Origin of the sequence: Aminiphilus sp. (genome assembly GCF_029975095.1) — a bacterium.
Taxonomy (GTDB): domain Bacteria; phylum Synergistota; class Synergistia; order Synergistales; family Aminiphilaceae; genus Aminiphilus.
This window is the reverse complement of the sequence record NZ_JARKPW010000102.1, coordinates 25243-45070: the sequence shown is the minus strand read 5'-3', so window position 1 is coordinate 45070 and position 19828 is coordinate 25243. Positions and strand designations below refer to the sequence as shown.

16 protein-coding genes are annotated in these 19828 nt (G+C 63.7%); 4 read left to right on the top strand and 12 right to left on the bottom strand.

Annotated features, from left to right (window positions below):
* Positions 1–1163 (top strand): aldehyde ferredoxin oxidoreductase C-terminal domain-containing protein (locus Q1K49_RS06125; RefSeq protein ID WP_300524024.1); only part of this gene is annotated, 1163 nt, incomplete at its 5' end.
* Between the two features lie 131 nt (positions 1164–1294).
* On the opposite strand, the gene iadA is transcribed toward Q1K49_RS06125, so the two are convergent.
* The gene (gene iadA / locus Q1K49_RS06120; protein ID WP_300524023.1) at positions 1295–2470 is read right to left on the bottom strand and encodes a beta-aspartyl-peptidase; all 1176 of its coding nucleotides are present in this window, start codon (positions 2468–2470) and stop codon (positions 1295–1297) included.
* A gap of 246 nt (positions 2471–2716) precedes the next feature.
* Here iadA and Q1K49_RS06115 point away from each other — a divergent pair, with 246 nt between their 5' ends.
* The gene (locus tag Q1K49_RS06115; RefSeq protein ID WP_300524021.1) at positions 2717–4054 is read left to right on the top strand and encodes a UDP-glucose/GDP-mannose dehydrogenase family protein; all 1338 of its coding nucleotides are present in this window, start codon (positions 2717–2719) and stop codon (positions 4052–4054) included.
* Positions 4055–4353: 299 nt separating this feature from the next.
* Here Q1K49_RS06115 and Q1K49_RS06110 read toward each other — a convergent pair whose 3' ends face one another.
* From Q1K49_RS06110 to Q1K49_RS06075, 8 genes are all read right to left on the bottom strand, one after another.
* A complete protein-coding gene (locus Q1K49_RS06110) occupies positions 4354–5334 on the bottom strand; it encodes a polysaccharide deacetylase family protein (RefSeq protein ID WP_300524019.1) in 981 nt (326 codons plus the stop codon).
* Positions 5331–6359 carry a bifunctional UDP-4-keto-pentose/UDP-xylose synthase gene (locus tag Q1K49_RS06105; protein WP_300524016.1) on the bottom strand — a complete coding sequence of 343 codons (1029 nt, stop codon included), beginning with the start codon at positions 6357–6359 and terminating at the stop codon, positions 5331–5333. The genes Q1K49_RS06110 and Q1K49_RS06105 overlap by 4 nt, the downstream gene beginning before the upstream one ends.
* A complete protein-coding gene (locus Q1K49_RS06100) occupies positions 6356–7417 on the bottom strand; it encodes a formyltransferase (protein WP_300524014.1) in 1062 nt (353 codons plus the stop codon). Before Q1K49_RS06100 ends, Q1K49_RS06105 begins: the two co-directional genes overlap by 4 nt.
* The gene (locus tag Q1K49_RS06095) at positions 7410–8447 is read right to left on the bottom strand and encodes a glycosyltransferase (RefSeq protein WP_300524012.1); all 1038 of its coding nucleotides are present in this window, start codon (positions 8445–8447) and stop codon (positions 7410–7412) included. Before Q1K49_RS06095 ends, Q1K49_RS06100 begins: the two co-directional genes overlap by 8 nt.
* A gap of 157 nt (positions 8448–8604) precedes the next feature.
* Positions 8605–10260, bottom strand: coding sequence for a glycosyltransferase family 39 protein (locus Q1K49_RS06090; protein WP_300524010.1), 1656 nt, complete (start codon positions 10258–10260; stop codon positions 8605–8607).
* 4 nt (positions 10261–10264) lie between these two features.
* Positions 10265–10978 (bottom strand): queuosine precursor transporter, encoded by a 714-nt coding sequence (locus tag Q1K49_RS06085; RefSeq protein ID WP_300524008.1) that lies wholly within the window; start codon positions 10976–10978, stop codon positions 10265–10267.
* 224 nt (positions 10979–11202) lie between these two features.
* Positions 11203–11757: a LemA family protein gene (locus tag Q1K49_RS06080; RefSeq protein WP_300524005.1), complete on the bottom strand. Its 555-nt coding sequence runs from the start codon at positions 11755–11757 to the stop codon at positions 11203–11205.
* A 110-nt stretch (positions 11758–11867) separates the two neighbouring features.
* The gene (locus tag Q1K49_RS06075; protein WP_300524002.1) at positions 11868–13949 is read right to left on the bottom strand and encodes a DUF2207 domain-containing protein; all 2082 of its coding nucleotides are present in this window, start codon (positions 13947–13949) and stop codon (positions 11868–11870) included.
* 598 nt (positions 13950–14547) lie between these two features.
* On the opposite strand from Q1K49_RS06075, the gene Q1K49_RS06070 reads away from it, so the two are divergent.
* Both Q1K49_RS06070 and cobT read left to right on the top strand, forming a co-directional pair.
* Positions 14548–14754 (top strand): hypothetical protein, encoded by a 207-nt coding sequence (locus tag Q1K49_RS06070; RefSeq protein WP_213692995.1) that lies wholly within the window; start codon positions 14548–14550, stop codon positions 14752–14754.
* A 140-nt stretch (positions 14755–14894) separates the two neighbouring features.
* A complete protein-coding gene (gene cobT / locus Q1K49_RS06065) occupies positions 14895–16010 on the top strand; it encodes a nicotinate mononucleotide-dependent phosphoribosyltransferase CobT (protein WP_300523999.1) in 1116 nt (371 codons plus the stop codon).
* Positions 16011–16081: 71 nt separating this feature from the next.
* On the opposite strand, the gene Q1K49_RS06060 is transcribed toward cobT, so the two are convergent.
* From Q1K49_RS06060 to truD, 3 genes are all read right to left on the bottom strand, one after another.
* Positions 16082–17875 carry a ferrous iron transporter B gene (locus Q1K49_RS06060; protein WP_300524032.1) on the bottom strand — a complete coding sequence of 598 codons (1794 nt, stop codon included), beginning with the start codon at positions 17873–17875 and terminating at the stop codon, positions 16082–16084.
* Between the two features lie 103 nt (positions 17876–17978).
* Positions 17979–18344 carry a FeoA domain-containing protein gene (locus Q1K49_RS14895; protein WP_213692342.1) on the bottom strand — a complete coding sequence of 122 codons (366 nt, stop codon included), beginning with the start codon at positions 18342–18344 and terminating at the stop codon, positions 17979–17981.
* A 222-nt stretch (positions 18345–18566) separates the two neighbouring features.
* Positions 18567–19745 carry a tRNA pseudouridine(13) synthase TruD gene (gene truD, locus Q1K49_RS06050; RefSeq protein ID WP_213692341.1) on the bottom strand — a complete coding sequence of 393 codons (1179 nt, stop codon included), beginning with the start codon at positions 19743–19745 and terminating at the stop codon, positions 18567–18569.
* Positions 19746–19828 lie beyond the last annotated feature (83 nt).

Below are 19828 nucleotides of genomic sequence, written 5' to 3'. Positions count from 1 at the left end.
CGGGAAACGCACCCCTCGCGGATGCGGAAAAAATGCGTGCGCTGGCGGTGCGGATGAACGCCGCCATGCGGGAGAGTTCCATGATCCACATCCGCCGCACCGTGGGGACCTCCTTCTGGGTGGATTCCATGAATCGGGCGGGGATGCTCCCCACCCGCAATTTCCAGAAGGCGTCCCTTCCCTTTCACTACGGGCTCACCGCACCGAATCTGCGCTACTACACGAAACGGGACGTGGCCTGTTTCAACTGCACCATCGCCTGCGGCAAGGTGGCCCGTTTCGGTGACGTGGAAGCGAAGGTGGAGTTCGAGTCCATCGCGCTTCTCGGCAGCAACGACGGCATGAAGGACGTGGCGGAGGTCGGACGGGCGGTGCACTGCTGCAACGAACTCGGCCTGGACGCCATCTCCGCCGGGGCGGTGGTGAGCTTCGCCATGGAGTGCGGCGAGAAGGGGCTCCTCTCGGGCGTTCCTGCCTTCGGAGACGGGGCGGGACAGCTTCGCCTCCTGGAGGATCTGGCCTATCGGCGCGGCGCGGGAGAGATCCTTGCGGACGGCGTGCGCCTTGCCTCGGAGAAGATCGGCGGAGGGAGCGCATTCTGGGCGATGCACGTGAAGGGTATGGAGATTCCCGGATACGAGCCCCGCGGCTCCTGGGGCATGGCCCTTGCCTATGCCACCTCCGATCGCGGCGCGTGCCATCAGCGGGCCTGGACCAGCCGGGCCGAGATCGACGGAGAGCTTCCCCGATTCTCCCGGGACGCCTTTCCCCGGTTCGTGAAGGATGTCCAGGACGAGCGCGCCGCCGCCTATTCCCTGGTGGTGTGCGATTTTCTCCCCATGACGACGGAGGATCTGGAAGAGGGGCTCGCCGCCGCCCTCGGAGAGCCCTTTTCCTACGAAGAGTATCTCCGGGCGGGAGAACGCATCTGGAACTGTATCCGTCGCTTCAACCACCGGGAGGGAGGAATCTCGAGGCGGGACGACACGCTGCCGCCCCGAATCCTCGAAGAGGCGCTCGAACTTCCCCCCGGGCTGGAGCGGCGCTCCGTGCGGCTTACCCGGGAGGACCTGGAGGCCATGCTCGATGCCTATTACGCCCTTCGTGGGTGGGATGCCTCGGGACTGCCCACGGCGGAGACGCTCCGCGCCCTGGAAGTGTGAGGTCCGGGGTTCTGAGGTTTTCTGAGGCTCCGCCGGAGGCGGAGCCTCTTCTTTTCGGGGGCGTTTCAAGCCCTGTCCATTCCGGGGCTTTGCATCGAGGAAGAGGGGAGGCTCTTCTTTTCTGGTGCGTCCTAGCTCTCGAAGGTTCCCTTCGCAAGAAGGGTGCCGTTTCGGAGCAGGATGCGTCCCCGGGCGAGGACGGAGGAGATGTGCAGGGTCTCCCGGTCCAGGAGCACGAGATCCGCATCGAACCCCCGCCGAAGGACCCCTTTGCCGGGGAGCTTGTACACCGTTGCGGGTGTGGAGGTGACCACGGGAAGTGCCTCCGCCAGTGGAACGCCCTCGGTGAGGACCGCCTCGCGCACGGCCTCGAAGAGAGATTCCACGCTGCCCACGGTAAGCCCCTTGAGCGTGCCCGCGGCGTCGAAATCGGGGAGGCTCCCCTGTCCGTCGGAGCTGAAGGAGATCCGTTCCGGCGGAACGCCGGCCTCCAGGAGCCGCCGCAGCGCCCCCGCGCAGGACACCTCGCCTTCCTCAAGGAACTTCCGGGTCGTGCTTGTGGTGAGGTCCACGAATCCTCCGCCTTGGGCGTAGCGAATCCCCTCCTCGAAAAGGCGGGGATTTCTGTTCATGTGCGTGGGGAGAAACTGGGAGAGAGGAATCTCCGTCTCCGCGCAGATCCGCCGGAGAAAATCCAGTCCCCGGGGGCCGTCCCCGAGATGGACGTTCACCACCCCCGCCTTTCCCGAGAGCATGCCTCCCACCCGGGCCGCTGCGGCCACCTTCGCCACCTCTTCCACGGATGGTTGTGAGGAGCGGTGGTCTGAGAGGGCGATTTCTCCGACGCCGATGATGCGGTCCACGAGGACGAGATCGCCCTCCACGGAGCCCGTGAGGGTCTTCACCGGCAACTGGTAGGAGCCCACGAGGCACCAGGCGCTGACGCCCTCCTCGACGAGTCCCCGGGCTTTTGCCACGAGGTTCGCCGTCGTTCGGGTCACGCTGTCTGTTCCGAGAACGCCCACCACGGAGGTGACGCCTCCCCTGACGAGAGCGGAAAGAGCGATCTCGGGTGTGCGGGTGGCGAACCCTCCCTCGCCGCCGCCGCCGCAGAGATGTACGTGGCCGTCCACGAAACCCGGAACGGCGAGCAGGTCCGACGCGTCCAGCACCTCCAGGTCCGGCAGCGTGCCGTTTTCCGGAAATTCCTGTCCCATCCAGGCGATGCGCTCTCCCGCCAAGAGAATGTCCCTTCGGCCCAGTGGTTCCGGGGCGTAGACCGTGGCGTTTTTCACGAGTACGAACATGGTCATTCCTCCCGTCTCACCGGTGCGGTGTTCCACCGGTGGGGTTCTCGGTACCCTCCCCATCCTACAGACCCCGCTCCTTCTCCGCAAGACGAGAGAATGAGGGGCTGTTCCGAAGGGGGCGAAACCGATAGAATGCGTAGGGGGTCGGAAGCCCCGCTTGTGCGTCGTTCCGTCGGAGGAAAAAAGAGCGCTTTCCCGTAGTCGGGCGACGAGGTGACTTCGAGGGTCGTAAGGAGGAAGAGCATGCGGGTGTGCATGATCGGAACGGGATATGTGGGGCTCGTCACGGGAGTCTGTCTCGCCGAGACGGGCAACGATGTCTGGTGCGTGGACATCGACGAGACGAAGATCGCCCGGCTGAACGAGGGGGAACTTCCCATCTATGAGCCGGGGCTCGAAGAAGTGCTCCGGCGCAACCTCAAGCAGGGACGTCTCCACTTCACCACGAGCCTGGAGCATGGCATCCAGTCGAGCCTTTTCGTCTTCATCGCCGTGGGCACCCCTCCCGGCGAGGACGGAAGAGCGGACCTGCAGCACGTCCTCGCCGTGGCGGAACAGATCGGGGCGTGTCTGGACAGCTACAAGATCCTGGTTCTCAAGTCCACGGTTCCCGTGGGGACCACGCTGCGGATGAAGACCATCGTGGAGGAGGCGCTACAGCGCCGGGGAAGGCGGGACATCGAGTTCGACGTGGCCTTCTGCCCCGAATTTCTCAAAGAGGGGTCCGCCGTGGAGGATTTTCTCCATCCAGATCGGGTCGTGGTGGGCACGGAGAACGGGCGCACCGCGGAGTTCCTGAAGGAACTCTTCGCTCCCTTCATCCTCCGGGAGAACAGCCTCTTCGCCATGAGCATTCCCAGCGCGGAACTCACCAAGTACGCCGCCAACGCCATGCTCGCCACCCGAATCAGCTTCATGAACGAACTCGCGGCGTTCTGCGAGACCGTGGGGGCGGACATCGAGGAGATCCGCGTCGGCATCGGCTCGGACAGCCGTATCGGCCACGCCTTTCTCCAGGCCGGGCTCGGTTACGGAGGGTCCTGTTTTCCCAAGGACGTGAAGGCCCTCATCCATTCCGCCCGGGAGAAGGAGTACGACCTGTCCATCCTTCGGGCCGTGGAGGAGGTGAACCGGCGGCAGCGGCAGGTGTTCCTCGACAGGATGGAGTGCCATTATGGAGGCAAAGAGAACCTGGCGGGGAAGACCTTCGCCCTGTGGGGGCTGAGCTTCAAACCCAACACGGACGACATTCGGGAGGCACCGTCCCTCTTTCTGGTGCGGGAGCTGCGCCGCCTCGGCGCGTCGATACGGGCCTACGATCCCGTCGCTGAGGCGAACGCTCGGGCGCTTCTGGGAGACGACCCCGGCATCGTCTACGTCGAGGACTGTTACGACGCCCTCTCCGGAGCCGATGCCCTTCTCCTCGTCACCGAATGGCCTTTGTTCCGGCATCCCGATTTCGACCGTATGAAGTCCCTGCTTCGGGAAGCGGTCATCTTCGACGGGCGGAATCTCTACGCGCCGGATCGAGCTCGGGCGATGGGATTCGTCTGCTACGGCATCGGCAGAGGAGGCGTGTGACCCGGGCAGGACTCGGCCTCTTTCTCCGGAAGAGCCATCTCCCCCGGCTCGCAAGCGCACAGGAAAACACCGTCGAAACACTGCCGATGCAGTGCCTTGCGCGGCGGCCGGTTCTCGAACTCGCGAGCACACGAAAAAACCGCCCTTCCCGAGGAGAGAGAAAATGGGGCCTGTCCCCTGCCTCGAAAAGGCCTGCCCCTCTCACTTTGACGAAAGAGAGCCATACGTCCTTCGCGCACGAAAGAGCGCCCCGCTGCGGATTTTTTCACCGGCGGGGCGCTCTTTGGTTTTGCGGAGAGTCAGGCGAGGCGGTGCATCCAGGGGACGATGGGATCTCCCTGCAGGGCCACCGTTCCCGCACGACCGGGAAGTGTTCCCTTTTCGACGGGGCAGAGGGGGAGCCTTTCCGGCTCGACGGCGCGGGCCACGTCGTCCAGGGCGGTGAACCGGACTCCCCTCGCACGGCACCCCGTGAGAAAGGACTCGAAGAGGGCGAGCTTGCTCAAGCCCTCCATTTCCGCGTGGACGGTGTGAACATGGAGGATGTGGTCCTTCGGAGTCCTCGGTGCCGGAGTTTCCTGTGCGGCAGAGGTCGCCGGCGCTCGCCGGAGCAGTGCCAGGTAGGCGTCGCCCAGCGAGGCGTCGGTGGTTCCGGGGGCGCCGAGGCATTCATCCAGGGTGGGAAGCGTCGTGGGAATCTGCACCGTGCGAAGCGCTTCTCCCTCCGCGACGGGAAGGAACGGTTCCCTCCCCCTGCAGTCGCTGCAGTAGAGAAATCCTTTGCGTTCCTGCATGCGGAGGCTCGCCTCCGTGACCTGCCATCCCGGAGCGGCGCAGGAGCGGGGCGGCCTTCCTGCGATCTCCTCGAAGAGACCGCAGGCGCGGTCGAAATCCGCGGCGAGTTCCTCCGCAGGAATGCGGGGCAGGAGATCCTGCCATTTCACGTGATCCCAGGCGTGGATGCCGCAGTCGTGGCCGCTGCGCACGGCGTCCCGGAGCATCTGTGGATTCGGTCCGGCGATGAGAGGGGCCGGAAGAAGCGTGCCGTAGAGGAGTGTCTTCCATCCGTAGGTGCTGGGCGCTTTCGTGCGGCACATCTTGGTCAAGAACCCCGGGCGGAGGAGGCGCCGCACGGCCTTGCCGGAGTTGTCGGGGCCCAGGGAGAAGAAGAAGCTCGCCCGAATCCCCGTCCGGTCGAAGAGACGCAGCAGATTCGGCACGCCTTCGCGATGCCCTCGCAGGGTGTCCACGTCCACCTTGATGGCCAGACGCACCGTCATGCCCATGCGCCACCGTCGCCGAGATAATAGTGCACGGTGTCCCGGACGATGTCCTCCAGAGTTCGTTTCGGACGCCAGCTTAGCAGGCGCTCCGCCTTGGCGATGCTGGGAACGCGGTGCTGCACGTCCGCGTAGCCCTTGCCGTAGTAGTCGTCCTCGGGAATGTCCGCGATGACCGCCGCCGCCGCGAGGGGGGCGTATTTCGGATAGGCCGCCGCGGCGTCCCGGACGAGGTGGGCCAGTTCCTTTACCGAGGCTTGATTGGCGGGATTGCCGATGTTCAGGATCTCCCCGTCGAGATTGTTCCGCTCGTTCCGGACGATGGCGAGGAGAGCGTCGATGCCGTCGTGGATGGAAGTGAAGCTTCGTCGCTGCCTGCCTCCGCCGACGAGATGAAGCGGCCTGCCGTGCACGAGGTTGAAGAGAAACTGGGTGATCACCCGGGCGGTTCCCCTCTCCGCATCGGCGGGCTCATCAAGCCGGGGGCCGGTCCAGTTGAAGGGCCGGAAGCAGGTGAAGCGCAGTCCCCGTTCCTGTCCGTAGGCGGCGAGGACCCGGTCCATCATCTGTTTGCTGCAGCTGTAGATCCAGCGCATCTTGCTCACCGGACCGAGGACCAGGAGGGATTCATCCTCGGAGAGTTCCTTGTCCGGGCAGAGCCCGTACACCTCGGAGGTGGAGGGGAAGAGCACTCGTTTGCTGTGGGTCACGCACATGCGGACGATCTTCAGGTTCTGCTCGAAATCCAGTTCGAAGACGTAGAGGGGGTTCTTTACATAATAGGCGGGTTGGGCGATGCCCACGAGAGGGAGCACCACGTCGGCGGCGCGGATCTGTTCCTCGATCCAGGCGCTTTCGGCGAGAAGATCTCCCTTCCGGAAGACGAAGCGGGGATCGGTGAGGCAGTGCTCCAGGTGATGCGCGTGCAGGTCGAGAGCGGAGACGGTCCAGTCCGTCTCCGCGAGAATCCGCTCCGAGAGATGGCTTCCGATGAATCCGTTGGCTCCGAGAATGACCACGTTCATGCGTCATGACTCCTTCCATTTCGTCGGTTCGTGTCCGTGTCCTCTTTTGGGGAGAATGTCCCTTCTTCGCACGTCGGCACGTCGGCCCGGTCCTCCCTGGGGCCGAGGCGTTCTCCTTCGCGGAGGTTCCGTGCGCCGAAGGCCATCCCGTCCATGTCCTCTTCTCCGGAGAGCAGGGGTGTTCCGGCGACGGAATCGCCCCACTGCACTCGTTCGAGACGTACTGCCGTCCCGTTTCCGGCGAGCACCCGGAGCGGTGCCGTGGACAACACGGTGCCGCAGGGAAGGATCTTGGGGACGGCGGGGTCCTTTTCCTCGGGGAAGCACCGCCAGACGAGGAGCTTCCGCCCTCCCGCGAAGGTGAAGGCCCCCGGAAAGGGACGGGTCACGGCGCGGACGAGATTGTAGATCCGTTTTGCCTCCCAGGTCCAGTCGATGTGGCCGTCCTCGGGGCGCCTGCGTCCGAAGGTGGTGGCGAGAGCGGGATCCTGGGGAATGCGCGGTGCTCGCCCCGCCGCGAGCAGAGGCCAGGATCGTTCGAGAACGGCCACCGCCGCGTCGGCCACCTTGAGGGCCACGTCCTGGGCCGTGTCCTCGAAGAGAATGGGAACCCGCTCCTGATCCACCAGGTCTCCCGCGTCGGCGCTCTTCACCATGTGGTGCAGGGTCGCGCCCGTCTCCGTCTCCCCCATGAGAACCGCCCAGTTGACGCACGCCCGTCCCCGGTACTTCGGCAGCAGGGATCCGTGCATGTTGAACGCTCCGAGCCCCGGCAGGCGCAGAATGCTCTCGCCGATCATATCGCGGTAGTAGAAAGAGAAGAGCAGGTCCGGGCGGAGCGCACGGACCCGTTCCTCCGTCGGAGAACCGAAGAGGACGGGAAGTCCCGCTTCCAGGGCGGTCTGCGCCACGGAGTGGAACCAGATGGTTTCCTGCGGGTCGTCCTCGTAGGTGAAGACCCCCACCACGTGTGCGCCGAGACGGAGGAGTGTTTCGAGGCAGCGTGTGCCCACCTCGCTGTAGGCGAAGACCACGACCCGTGGTTCGCGCTCAGTCACGGCGTGCCTCCTCTCCTCCGACCATGCAGGCGAGGGGCTCCTTTTCCGGCGTTGCGTCCTGCCATGGCACCGGAGGCGGCGTACCGCCCGGTTCTCCCTCGTAGACGGTTCGGATGACGAAGCGTGGTCTCCGCCGCACTTCCTGGTAGATGCGTCCCACGTATTCGCCGGCGATGCCCACGGAGAGCATGGTGATGCCCATGAGGAAGAAGTTGATCGCCAGGAGGGTGAACACGCCCTCCGCCTCGGGGCCGAGGAGGAGACGTCGCGCCAGCAGGAGGAGCATGAGGAGGAAGCTGGGAATGGAGACGAGCATGCCCAGAAGCGTCACGGCCTGAAGCGGAACCAGAGAGAACCCCGTCATGAGATCGAAGTTCAGTCGAATGAGGCGGTAGAGGCCGTACTTGGAGGTTCCGGCGTTGCGCTCCGCGTGGTCCACGGGGATTTCCGCGGGATTGACGGCGAATTTCTTCGCCAGGGCGGGGATGAAAGTTGTCGTCTCCGGACAGGAGTTGATGTAGTCCACGATACGCCGCGCATACCCCCGGAGCATGCAGCCGTAATCCCGAAGTCCCAGTCCGGTGATGCGATTGGTGATGCCGTTTACCATTCGGGAGGCGACTTTGCGGAAGAGGGGGTCCTGTCGGTCCACGCGATAGGTGCCCACCACGTCGTGTCCCGCTTCGAGGAGCGCCACCAGGCGGGGAATCTCCTCGGGGGGGTTTTGCAGATCCGCGTCCATGGTGATCACGAAGTCGCCCCGGCTCTTCTCGAATCCGGCCAGAATGGCCATGTGCTGGCCGAAGTTGCCGTTGAAGTCCACAACCCGCACGGTTGTGGGATGCCTGTCCCGGTAGGCGAGGAGAAACGCCAGGGAGCGGTCCCGGCTGCCGTCGTTGACGAAGAGCACCTCGCAGGAGCGCCCCAGCCCTTCGAGGACGGGGGTGAGGCGCCGAAAAAGTGCCGGAAGCGATTCCTCCTCGTTGTACACGGGGATGACGAGGGAGACCCTCACGTGCGCGCTGGTCATATGATCTTTCGCCTCTTCTCTGGATGAATGGAGGTACTGTCCCTTCCGGTGTGTTTCGGCCGTTTCGAAGGAGAAACATTTTCCTTCGAAGGCGGGAGTTGAAGGTTTGCCGTCGCTCGAGTGTCGTCGGAGGACTCTTTTCCGAGGCCGCCCTGGATCACTGGGCTCCGTCGGCCCTGTTCAGAACGACGAGCTGATCCCGCATGGCTTTCCCCAGGATTTTCCCCGGCAGAAAGCCTTCCTGGAGCAGCATTTCGTACCGGGCCTCGGGAAGGACCATGAGCACGCGATTCTCCCCTTCCCAGATGCCGCGGAAAGCTTCCCGGTCGAGAAACCAAGTGGTCTGGTTCTCCTGGCGGTAACCGAATTCGAGTTCCCCCAGATAGTCCACCAGGAGAATCCGTTCCTTTAGGTAGAAGGGGAGTCCCTGGTGGTATTCCCCGACATTGGCGACGAGATCGCCGGGTCTTCGTTCGGTTTGGATGATGCCCGCCAGCTCTTTTGCGGAGAGGATGGTTCCGTAGAAGCGGAAGAGGGGTTTGAAGGCCATCCCCTGGAGCAGCGCACAGAGACAGAGCACCGTGAGAAGAGAGTGGTAGCGGCGGCGGTACCAGAAAAACCAACCGAAGAGTGTTCCAAGGGCCATCGTTATTGCCACGGGAACGCCGAGACGAAGCAGTTCCTGTGCGGGGAAGCGGTCCTGGAAGAACGGATAGGCCACGAGAGCCGCCGCAAAGGGAAGCGTGAAGAGGGATGCGCAGAAGAGACCGAAGCGAAGCGCCCTGCTGGAACCGAGGTAGCTCCAGATGTCGAGGCTTCGTGCCGCCAGAAGCGCCAGGGGCGGAAAGACGGGAAGAATGTAGGGGATCAGCTTCGACTTGGAGAAGGAGAAGAAGAGAAAGATCACCAGGAACCAGATGAGCAGATAGGCGCCCACCTCCTGGTCCTCACCCCGTTCTTTCGTCCCGAGGATGGCATCGCTCGCGCCGGTGAGGGTGAAGCCCGTCCAGGGAAGGAGTCCTGCGAGCAGAATGGGGATGAAGAACCACCAGGGTTCGAATCGGCCGTGCACGGTGGTGGTGTAGCGCACGAAGTGCTCGTAGATGAAGAAGAAGTAAGGGAATTCGGGATTGCGGAGGCTTACCAGGGTGAACCAGGGAACGGTGACGAGCAGGAAGAGAAGGATGCCCGACAGGCTGAGGCTCTCCCAGATGAGGATCCACCTCCGCGTGTAGGCGATCCAGCAGAAGATGACGATCCCGGGGAGAAGAAAGCCGACGAGCCCCTTGGAGAGGGTCGCGAGACCGGCGGCGGTGTAGAAGACGAGCAGCCACCCCCGGTCTCGCGTGATTCCCAGGTAGTAACTGAACAGGGCCACGGTGAGGAAGAAGGTGAGCGTCATGTCGATGATGTTGATGTGCGCCATGGCGAAATAGGCAAGGGACGTGCCGAGGATGATCCCCGACAGGAAACCCGCCCTTCCGCCGAAGCAGGTGGCTCCGAAGATGGCCGTGACGGCCACCCCGGCGAGAGCGAGAAGGGCCGGAACGAAACGGGAGGCGAAGGCGTTCTCCCCGAAGAGTTTGAAGGAGAGGGCGGTCAGCCAGTAGTGGAGCACCGGTTTCTCGAAGTACTTCACGTAGTTCAGACGTGGCGTGACCCAGTCCCCCGACTCGAGCATCTCCCGGGGGATCTCAGAGTAGCGGCCTTCGTCGGGTTCGAGAAGACCGTGGCTTCCCAGAAAGGAAAAATAGAGCACGCCGACGAGAAGCAGGAGAAGGCAGAGGATACCTGTGCGCAGGCCGCGTTCCATGATCTCACCCCTGTTGCAGTGTCTCGGCCGGTCCGCCCGCGACGCCCCGGTCCTTCCATCTCCTGGCCAGGTAGACGAAGGGGGTGTCGGCGAGGGCCACGAGGAGCTTCAGAACGTAGGTGCTGCAGAAGATCTGGGCCAGCACCGGCCAGGGATAGATTCCGGCGAAGGCGATGGAGACGAAGACCGCCGTGTCGAGAAGCTGGGAGACCAGCGTGCTGAAGTTGTTGCGGATCCAGATGTGGCGCACGTGGGGAAAACGTTTTCTCCAGAAGTCGTAGGCCCAGACGTCATGGTACTGGGAGATGCCGTAGGCGGCGAGGCTCGCCAGGGCGATGCGGGGCATGACGGAGAAAAGTGCCTGCATGGGTCCCTGAGCGAAATCGCTCTCGTGGGGAATGTAGAGCAGGGCGAGGTTCATCGCCGCGGTGGTGAAGATGAGGGAGAAGAAGCCGATGGCCACGGCCTGCCGTGCGGCGGCCTTGCCGTGATTTTCCGAGAGGATGTCCGTGGCGAGGAAGGATGTTCCGTAGATGATGTTTCCCAGGGTCGCCACCATGCCGAAGAGGGAGACGGTCTTCATGACCTGCATGTTGGCGAGAATGGCTGCCATGGCCACCCAACAGTAGAGCCCCGTCTTGCCCCACAGCCGGTAGGCAAGGCTGATTCCTCCGAAATTGCACACCAATGTAACACCCCAGAGCAGTTCGTTCGTCATGGACGCCCTCGGCCTTCCTTTCATTTCGTCCGCAGGGGCAAGGCTTCGCCGCCGCCTCTTCCCGGACCGTTTCTCGTCGTTACGGAAATCTTATCACGAAAATCCGGCGCGACAGGACACGCTTCGGTCATGCAAAACCGGGACAGCCGCCCCGTCTGGGCATGTCGTCCCGGTCCGTCCGCGCTTCCGCTCCGGAGAACGGAGACGCCGCAAGCCGCCTGCCGCTAGAACTGAACCTTGGGAACTGCCCGCTCCTGGGCGTCCTCGATCTCGAAAAACGTGGCCTTCTGGAAGGCGAACATGTTCGCCACCAGGTTCGACGGAAAGGATTCCACGAGAATGTTCTGGTTCCGGACGGCCCCGGTGTAGTAGCGTCGGGCCATCTGAAGTTCGCTCTCCACGGTGTTGAGGTTTTCCTGGAGCTGGAGGAAGTTCTGGTTCGCCTTCAGGTCCGGATAGGCTTCGGCCACGGCGAATAGCTGGCGCAATGCTCCGGTGAGCCCGTTCTCCGCCGTCGCCTTCTCCGCGACGCCCGATGCGGAGATGGAGGCGGAGCGCATGCGCGCCACATCCTCGAAGATCTGCTTCTCGTGGGTCGCGTACCCCTTGACGATCTCCACGAGGTTGGGAATGAGATCGTGGCGCCGTTTGAGCTGCACGTCGATGCCGCTCCAGGCCTCCTCCACGAGATTTCTTCCCCGGACGAGACGGTTATAGGCTCCCATGAACCACAGGCCCGCTCCCAGGACCACTACCACGAGAATGCCCAGTGCGATCATGCTGCGTCCCCCCTTGTTCCTGCTGTCGTTTCCGTCCTCCGCCGCCCCTGGCTTCGATTCGGCGACGCGAAGACCTTCAGCGCATATCACGACCCATAGCATACCACATCTTACCAGCCGCCGCCTCCACCTCCACCGCCGCCGCCGCCGGAGGACCCCCCTCCGGAATCTCCGTCGGAGAAGCCCGAGGAGGACCCGGGAGGAACGGAGGCGACGGCGATGGTGGAGGCAAGGGCGTCCCCGAAGGAGGAAACGCTCCGGGTGAGATCCTCCGTCATCCAGGCCGTGGCAGTGCTGTCGTGCCACAGCGGAACGTAGGTTCCCTCCTCGACGGCTTTTCGGAGCAGCTCCGCGAATTTCGCAGACCAGGCCACTTCGAGGTCGAGGGCGAGCGCATAGGGGAGCAGCGCCTCGAAAAGTTCCGGCGTGCGCTCCGGCGGATGGAGCAGCTTCAGCCGTTCCTCCTCGGCAGTCTCCAGATAGAGGGCGAATCCCTCGATCTCGTCCTGCCGCTTTCGTCCTTTTTCCGTGCGGGCCGGAAGCAGTCTTCGGAAGAGGAGGAGCGCGGCGGCGAGGCCGAGGGCGGCGAGTGCCGCGACAAAGGAGACAGCCAGCGCGGTGAAGAGAAAGCCCCCCAGGAGGAGCAGCAGCGCGCCCAGAGCGTAGGTTCCCTTGAAAAGCAGGGAAACGAGGGTGCGGCATCCGCCGCAGGAGCGGAAGAGGTGCAGGGTGTTCCGGAAGGTCCGCAGGAGGGCGACGCAGAGGAGCGCCGCGCCGGCACTCCACGCCGTACCCAGGAGTCCGAAGATGATCACGTCGTGGGCGACGCCCCCCAGAAATGCCGCCAGGGAGAAGAGGATCAGGAGCGCCACCGTCAGGACGATTCCCGCGATGAACCACCCCGTGTTGGTGACGAAGTTCCGTCCCTCGTGGCGTTTTTGCAGGGACTCCCTCAGCCCGGCGGCAGCGGCGGAGATGACGGCCGCGTTGTCCGGATGCAGGAGGAGCGTCTCTTCTTCCCGGAAGAGCGAACCCAGGAGGCGTCGTTCTTCCTCCCAGAGCTTTTTCGCCTTCTCGGCCTGCCGGGGTGCCTTGCTCCGCTTTTCGGGCGTTTCCTCCGCGCTTCCGGGGTGCTTTGCGTCGGAGAACGCCTCGTCTTCCTTTTCGGGGTTCTCTTCGGCCTCCGGTTCCGCCGCGGAGGGACGTACCCGGGAAATACGGTGGAGACGGCCCTCCCGTTCGATGCGGAGCAGACCCTTGGAGGCGAGGGACAGGAGAACGCAGGCGAAGATCTTTGGGTCGTAGCCGAGACGATGCAAAAAGCGCACCGACGCCGGAGAGAACCCCTGCGGCGGGGCGAAGCGCGGCACGAGGAGTCCCGGTTTCGGATCCCGGCCTCGTTGCCTCCAGACGACGCTCCAGAAGAGGAGCACCAGGAGAAAGGTGAGGACGAGCGCCACGTCCATGCCGTAATCCCGAAAAAAGAACGCTCCGATCCAGGGAGGTGTCACATGTCCCTTCGGCCAGGCTACGGCGATGGTGAGTCCCTCCTTGGGCGCGAGGGGACGGGTGGTCGCGAAGGACGCCGTAGCCCCTTCCGTCTCGCCCCGGAAGTCCTGTTTTCGGGAGCCCCGAGAGCCCGTCCAGGCGTCGAGGGACAGTGCCTCCGCTCCCGGAGGAAGATGCACCTCCGCCGCAACCCGGAGGATCGGAAACTCCCATCCGTTTCCCGTGACGTTCCAGTACAGTTCGTCGTGCGTGGCGAAAAAACCGAGCTGTCGTGACGTTCTGTAGGTGATCTCGTAGGTGTGCCGCCCCGGTTGCAGAAGGACATCCCGTGCTCCCGCGTAGATGCGGAGTCCTCCGGAGATGTTCTCGGTGAACCAGGGTTCATCCTGCCCGTTCCGCCGGACTCCCGTCACCGAGAGGGGAACCGTGTGCGGGCGGCCTTTGTCGGGGCGGTAGAGGGTAGGGATGTCCCGGAAAATGCCCCGCCGGATGCGGTCGCCCTCGGCGTTGACGGTGATGGTCTCCACCACGGTGAGACTGCCGTTTTGTTGCACTGTGATGTCGCTTTTGTAATCGATGATGTGTTCCTTGCCCCAGGCGGCGTGCTCCCCGTGGCCGTTTTCGGAAAAGGGAAGGAGCAGAAAAAGAAGAGCGAGGAGAGGCAATCGGACCGAAAAAAGCATGAAGCGGCTTCTTCGGTGTTCCTCGTCGTCCCCGCCTCGTCCTCTTGGGACTCGGCGAAAACCGGGTGCCCCCGCCACAGCCTCTGTGTGGTTCTCTTGACGGGAGACGTGGTTTTCTCGTATCGCTTCCATGGTGCACCTCCCCGTGCTTCCGCCGCGGGCATAGCAGTGCCGCGCCGGGGCGCTCCGCCGGACTTTCAGTGCGGGTGTTCCCCATACATCACGTCGGGCGGAGGTTCCGCTTCCGAAAAACCATACCACGAATCGGTGCGCCGGTCCCGTGAGGGATGCCCCGGAAGAAGCCGGTTTTTTCGGAAGTCGGTTTATTTTTTTGTTCGAAATGAACGGGGGTTGACAAGAGGAGGCTTCGCTGGTATATCTATCTCGTGCCGGGAATCGCCTTCGGAAGAGATGAAGCGGCCCGGCGCCGCGACAAAACGAAGAACATGGGGGTTTTATTCATGGGTTTTGTTCTTTCCTGTTCCGCCCGATTGAGATGACTCTGCGAGAAGCGCGGTTCTCTCCGGTCTGGAGCGATGTCCGGAGAGAGGGGCTTGCAGGGACACCCAAGGGAGATGGACAGGGGAGGTTTTTTGTCATGTGGATGAAGGACAGCGAGGGAAACTGGTATCTTTCGCAGCAGGAGCAGATTGATTGCGGTCATTCCGTTGAAGGTTCCTGGCAGAAGAACGAGAAGGACGGAACATGGCATTATGAACTGAAGAGCGTGGAGAAGCAGACCTGTCACGTGCCTCTTCCTCTCGTTCTGTCCGAAGGAGTGGAGTTGCTTCCCGAGGCCATTTGAGGTATTCGTGGCTTTTATTCCTCTCGCGGAAAGATTTTTCGGGAGGGCTCCGTCGGAAAAAATGCTTTTCTCGAGTGTCGTCGCTTTCGAGCGGCGACGCTTTTTTATGCCTGCGCCTGTCCGAGGAACGCCTTCGAAGGATGCGTGCGAGCCGTACCGGCGAGAAGAGAGAAAGCAAAACATCCCTTGTTGGCGAATCCGTTCCGCTTCGCTACAATCGTGAAATCCGTCACCCCATTTGCGCCAAGGAGGAAAAAATCATGTTCATTCTCGTCATCGGCGGTTCCGACGTCTGCAAGATCCCCGGCCTTTCCGCCGCGGGAGCGAATCCTCAGGTCGTCCCCTTCACGGCCCCTGCGGATGCGGACATGCTCCGATGGGGACATCCCCGCATCGTGGACGTGGTTCCCGTCGATCCTCAAGGGCATCCCACTCCGGCCGTCATCACCCGGGCGTCCATCCTGGAGGCCGACATTCCTCACCTCACTCTCCGTGCCGGATCCTATCTGCCTCCCGCCTGCCCCCATCTCGACCTCTGTGCGGAGCCCGGCAAGAACCCCGCGGAGGAGACCGCCGTTTCCCAGGGGAGAGCGCTCTTCGAGGAGGCCCGAAATCTGGCGGGGGTCTTTGCGGAAATGCGTGAGCCGCTGGTCATCGGGGAATCCGTTCCGGGAGGCACCACCACGGCCTACATGGTGCTGCGTGCTCTCGGAATCGACGGCATGGTCTCCTCCGCGTCGCCGAACAACCCCGTGAGCCTCAAAGAGTCGCTCTGCGCCCAGGCTTTTCGCCGGATGGGAAGAGAGCCCGGGGAGTTCCGCGGAAAAGGGCTCGACGCGGCGGTGGCCTTCGGCGATCCCATGCAGATCGCCGTGGCGGGGCTCGTGGCGGGGCTTCCGGAGGAACACGAGGTGGTCCTCGCCGGCGGCACCCAGATGCTCGCCGTGGCGGCCATTTTACGCAATCTGGGCGTGACCCGGCCTCTTCTGGTGGCCACCACGAAATACGTGGCGCAGGATCCCGCCGCCGATTTCACCACCCTTGCGGCGGAGACGGAGGTGGATGTCTACGCGGCACCCCTCGATTTCTCCAGGAGTGCCTATCAGGGGCTCCGGGACTACGAGCAAGGCTTCGTCAAGGAAGGGGTCGGCGCCGGGGGAAGTGTGTGGTACGCAGAGCGGCGGGGTGTCTCCGTGGAGCGCATCGTCGCCAGGGTGGAGGCGTTGTACGCGGAGATGATGGCACGAAAGGGCTGAAACGATCCGCTTTGCCGAAGTCTCTGTGCACCCGGCTCCGCCCGAGCGGAACCGGGTGTTTTTTTGCGGTCCTACCGGCCGGCCAGGGAGAAGAGCGCGTGGAGAATGCCTCCGGCGGCGAAGGCCGTGAAGAACATGATCCCCATGCTCGCGGCGAGGCGTCGTCCTCCCAGCTCCCGCCAGAGTACGATGAAGGTGGCGATGCAGGGAAAGGTCATGGCCAGAGTCACCACGGCCACCACGAGCTGCTGCGGCGACAGACCCAGGGGAACGAGCATTCCCACCGCCACGTCCTTGCGGAGAATGCCCAGGAGAAGCGGTCCCGCCGCCTCGGGAGGAAGTCCCAGCACTCCCTGGAACAGGGGTGCGGTGAGGCGTGCCGCGGCCTGGACGATGCCCGCCATGGTGAGGAGGTTCACCAGGAGCACGCCTCCCAGTACGAGAGGCGTCGCCTCCAGAAGAAATCCCTTGATGCGGAACCAGAGTTTCAGCAGGAGCCCCGAGGGTGAGGGGAGTCGGTAGGGGGGGATCTCCACGATGAGTTCCGGGCTGTAGCCGGGAAGGATCAGATGGAGGATGCGTCCCAGGATCACCCAGGAGACGGCGAGGACCGCGTAGGGGATGAGCACGTACTGTCCTCCCAGATCGCCCAGCACGCCCACCGCCATGGCCTGGAGCCCGGCGCAGGGCACTGCCACGGAGATGAGCGTGGCGGCGATGAAGCGTTCCCGGGGCGATTCGAGCACCCGCGTGGCGAGGATGCCCGGCACGTTGCACCCGAGTCCCAGCAGGGTGGGGATGATGGCGAATCCGTGCAGGCCGAGGCGGTGCAGCAGGGCGTCGAAGAACACCGCGAGCCGGGGAAGGTAGCCGGAATCCTCCAGGAAGCTCAGCACCGTATAGAAGGCCGTCACGTAGGGGAGTACCATGACGAACTCCACATAGAGCCCCGTGGTGAGCATGCCGAAGCTCTGCTCGAAGTCGATGGCACCGTCCACGAGCCGGCCGATGAGGATATGGTGAAGCAATCCCTCACCTCCGAGGGCTGCGGAAAGTTGTCCCAGAAGGGGAAGCAGCAGCCGGTTCGCCAGAGGGTCCAGAAGATGGTCGATGAGCCCCTCGCCGAGAAAACGAATGGCGCTGTAGCTGCCCAGAATGACCGCCAGGGCGATGAGACCGCCCCAGATGCGGTCCACCGAGGCGTCCTCAAGCTTGTCGCGCCAGGTGTGGTGGCGGTGGGTCACCCGCTGGACCCGCTGGATGACGCTTCCGATGGCGAGCCATCGTTCTTCGGCGCTCCGCAGCGTCGCCGGTGGTGTCGTTTCCGCGGGGGAGTGCGCCTCCGGCGCTGCACGGCGGGTTCTCTCCTCCAGCGCCCGGACGAGTTCGTTGATCCCCTGTCCCGTCACGGCCACGGTGGGCACTACGGGAACCCCCAGCGCTTCGGCGAGGGCGGCGGCATCCACGGCGATACCTTTGTGTCGCGCCTCGTCCACCATGTTCAGGGCCACCACCACCGGGAGGCCCCGTTCGAGAACCTGGAGGGCGAGGTAGAGATTCCGCTCCAGCGCGGTGGAATCCAGAACGACGATGACCGCTTCGGCCCCCTCGTCCACAATGCGCCGGGCCACCTCCTCCGCCTCGTTCGTGGGGTCCAGGGTGTAGGCGCCGGGGACGTCGATGAGATGGAAGCAGGAATTCCCGAAGGCAAGACGTCCCTCGGAAAAACCCACGGTCGTTCCCGGATAATTGGAGGAAATGGCGTGTACCCCCGTGAGCCGCGTGAAGAGCACGCTCTTGCCCACGTTGGGGTTGCCCACGAGGAGAATTCTCCGATTGCAGGGGATGCCCCGGAGTTCCGCCACCAGGGGATTGCCGCAGCAGGATCCTCGGCAAGCGCGGCGTCCTGCCTCGGCCTTCACGGGCGAGCCCTCCCCGGAATCGTGGAGGAACGCCGTTCCGCTCCGTTCATGGCTCCGGCGCCTCCTCTACGAGGATCGCCCTGGAGACGCCGTGTCCCACGGCGATCTGCCGCCCATCGAGTTCCAGGGCGACGGGGCCGGAAAAGGGCATGCCCGAGAGCTTCGTCACGATCTTGCCGGGGCGGATGCCGAGTGCCTCCAGACGTGCGCCGCTCTCTCCCCGGGGAAGAGAGACGACGCGGACTCTTCGACCGTTGGGGACGTCCCGCAGTGGACAACGGAGGTCGCCCGCCTCTTGTCGCGGATGTGGGGGTTCCGAAACAGCGGGATTGGAAAGAGCCTCTTCCTCCGAATCTGTCCTTCGGAAAAGGTTCTCCTGTTCAGGGTTGAAATTGGAAGATTGTCTGCCCATATGCTACCGACCTTTGCTGAAAGAGATGGGGCGATACGTTTCGGAAGCGTGATGTTTGCGTTCTGGCCGGGCCGTGTCCGCATTGTCGTCTGATCAGAGAGAGCGACGCCACGGCGGGAACCCGAGGCCGAAGATACCCGTTGCCGAAGAAAAATGCAAGGCACACGGTGCTGTTGTGTCTTTCGGAGGTTTTTTCCGTCCGGGAAGCGGCGTGCGGGGGTGTCAGAGGCCGAGGCTTTTCACCAGCATGGTGGCGTAGCTTCCCCGGGGGAGCAGGAACGAGAGAGTGCTCTTGCACTTGCCGGGATAGCGCTCGTCCTCCTCCGGACGCGACCAGGTGAATTCTCCGGGAACGACCACTGCGGCGCGGAGAAAGGACGAGAAATAGGACTGCCGGATTTCCCGGAGATTGAACTGGGCACGCCGGACGTTCCGCTCGGCGAGGACTTCCTCGATGAGTTCCAGACATTCCGGATCCGTCGCCTCCATGCGTGACGCCACCGTGGGGAGCGAAAGTGCACCGAGGCGTGCGCCTCCCTGACGGCCCGGATTCCTGAAATGGACGTACTCCCCCGTTTTACCCTTTACGGAAAAGGTCTCCCGGGCGTGGCGAAGAACGAGACGTCGGAGCACCTCGTTCCAGAGAAAACTCTGATAGGCCGCGAAATGAAGGGAGAGTTCCTCCCGGGGAATGCGCTGGAGCGCGGGAAGCCCCCCCCGGTCTCCACCGTGTCGGCGGAGGATTTCCATGATCTCTCGGTGAAGCGGCGTTGCACAGAGGGGAAGCAGCGTATCCCACTGTCCCCAAAGCGTTTCCATGGCGCGTTTGCGCTCCTTCGCCGCGCTGGGTGCCTCGGGGTGAATGGTGGTGAAGTAGAGCTTGAGCGCGCCGTTGTAGTGCCCCCTGACGACCCGTTCCCCGAAGAAAGCCCCATCGTTGCCGACGCTGCCGAAGCGCTGGTCGTCGAAGTAGTTGGCGAACCCGAGATCGCGGATCTCCAGAAGGCGCCCCAGGAAATGCGTTTCGTCGGCGGGGGCGATGGCACGGAGCGTGAGGGTGAAGCGATTTCCCCGGATGAAGTGGGGGGACATGGCCTCGCTGGAGTATCCCACGGGAGAGATGGAGACGTTGGGGGACGAAAAGGAGAGGTCTACCCGGGCCGGAGCGGTGAGATACTGGATCGTGTGGGCGTGGCGGTCCTTTTTGCCGCCGTAGCGGATGTCCTGAAGGCTCAATCCCGATGTTCGGGCCGCTTCCCGCAGGGCATCCAGCGTGTTCCACCCCCGTTTTTCCAGGCGGTACACGCGGAACGGAGCACATCCCCTTGTCTCCTCGAACGGAAGGGAGATCATTTCCTCGACAAAGAATTCCTCGGGTGTTCCCTTGATTTTCACTGCCACCGCTCCCGTCCTTTGTCGTCGTGTCCGCGAAGGGCGCTCCGGAACGCTCTGTTCGACGGAGGAATGACCCGCCCGGAACGAAC

Excerpts from the sequence above, each read along its gene's own strand:
- iadA (WP_300524023.1), bottom strand. The coding sequence starts at position 2,470 with ATGTTCGTACTCGTGAAAAACGCCACGGTCTACGCCCCGGAACCACTG.
- Q1K49_RS06115 (WP_300524021.1), top strand. The coding sequence starts at position 2,717 with ATGCGGGTGTGCATGATCGGAACGGGATATGTGGGGCTCGTCACGGGA.
- Q1K49_RS06110 (WP_300524019.1), bottom strand. The coding sequence starts at position 5,334 with ATGACGGTGCGTCTGGCCATCAAGGTGGACGTGGACACCCTGCGAGGG.
- Q1K49_RS06105 (WP_300524016.1), bottom strand. The coding sequence starts at position 6,359 with ATGAACGTGGTCATTCTCGGAGCCAACGGATTCATCGGAAGCCATCTC.
- Q1K49_RS06095 (WP_300524012.1), bottom strand. The coding sequence starts at position 8,447 with ATGACCAGCGCGCACGTGAGGGTCTCCCTCGTCATCCCCGTGTACAAC.
- Q1K49_RS06090 (WP_300524010.1), bottom strand. The coding sequence starts at position 10,260 with ATGGAACGCGGCCTGCGCACAGGTATCCTCTGCCTTCTCCTGCTTCTC.
- Q1K49_RS06085 (WP_300524008.1), bottom strand. The coding sequence starts at position 10,978 with ATGACGAACGAACTGCTCTGGGGTGTTACATTGGTGTGCAATTTCGGA.
- Q1K49_RS06080 (WP_300524005.1), bottom strand. The coding sequence starts at position 11,757 with ATGATCGCACTGGGCATTCTCGTGGTAGTGGTCCTGGGAGCGGGCCTG.
- Q1K49_RS06075 (WP_300524002.1), bottom strand. The coding sequence starts at position 13,949 with ATGCTTTTTTCGGTCCGATTGCCTCTCCTCGCTCTTCTTTTTCTGCTC.
- Q1K49_RS06070 (WP_213692995.1), top strand. The coding sequence starts at position 14,548 with ATGTGGATGAAGGACAGCGAGGGAAACTGGTATCTTTCGCAGCAGGAG.
- cobT (WP_300523999.1), top strand. The coding sequence starts at position 14,895 with ATGCGTGCGAGCCGTACCGGCGAGAAGAGAGAAAGCAAAACATCCCTT.
- Q1K49_RS14895 (WP_213692342.1), bottom strand. The coding sequence starts at position 18,344 with ATGGGCAGACAATCTTCCAATTTCAACCCTGAACAGGAGAACCTTTTC.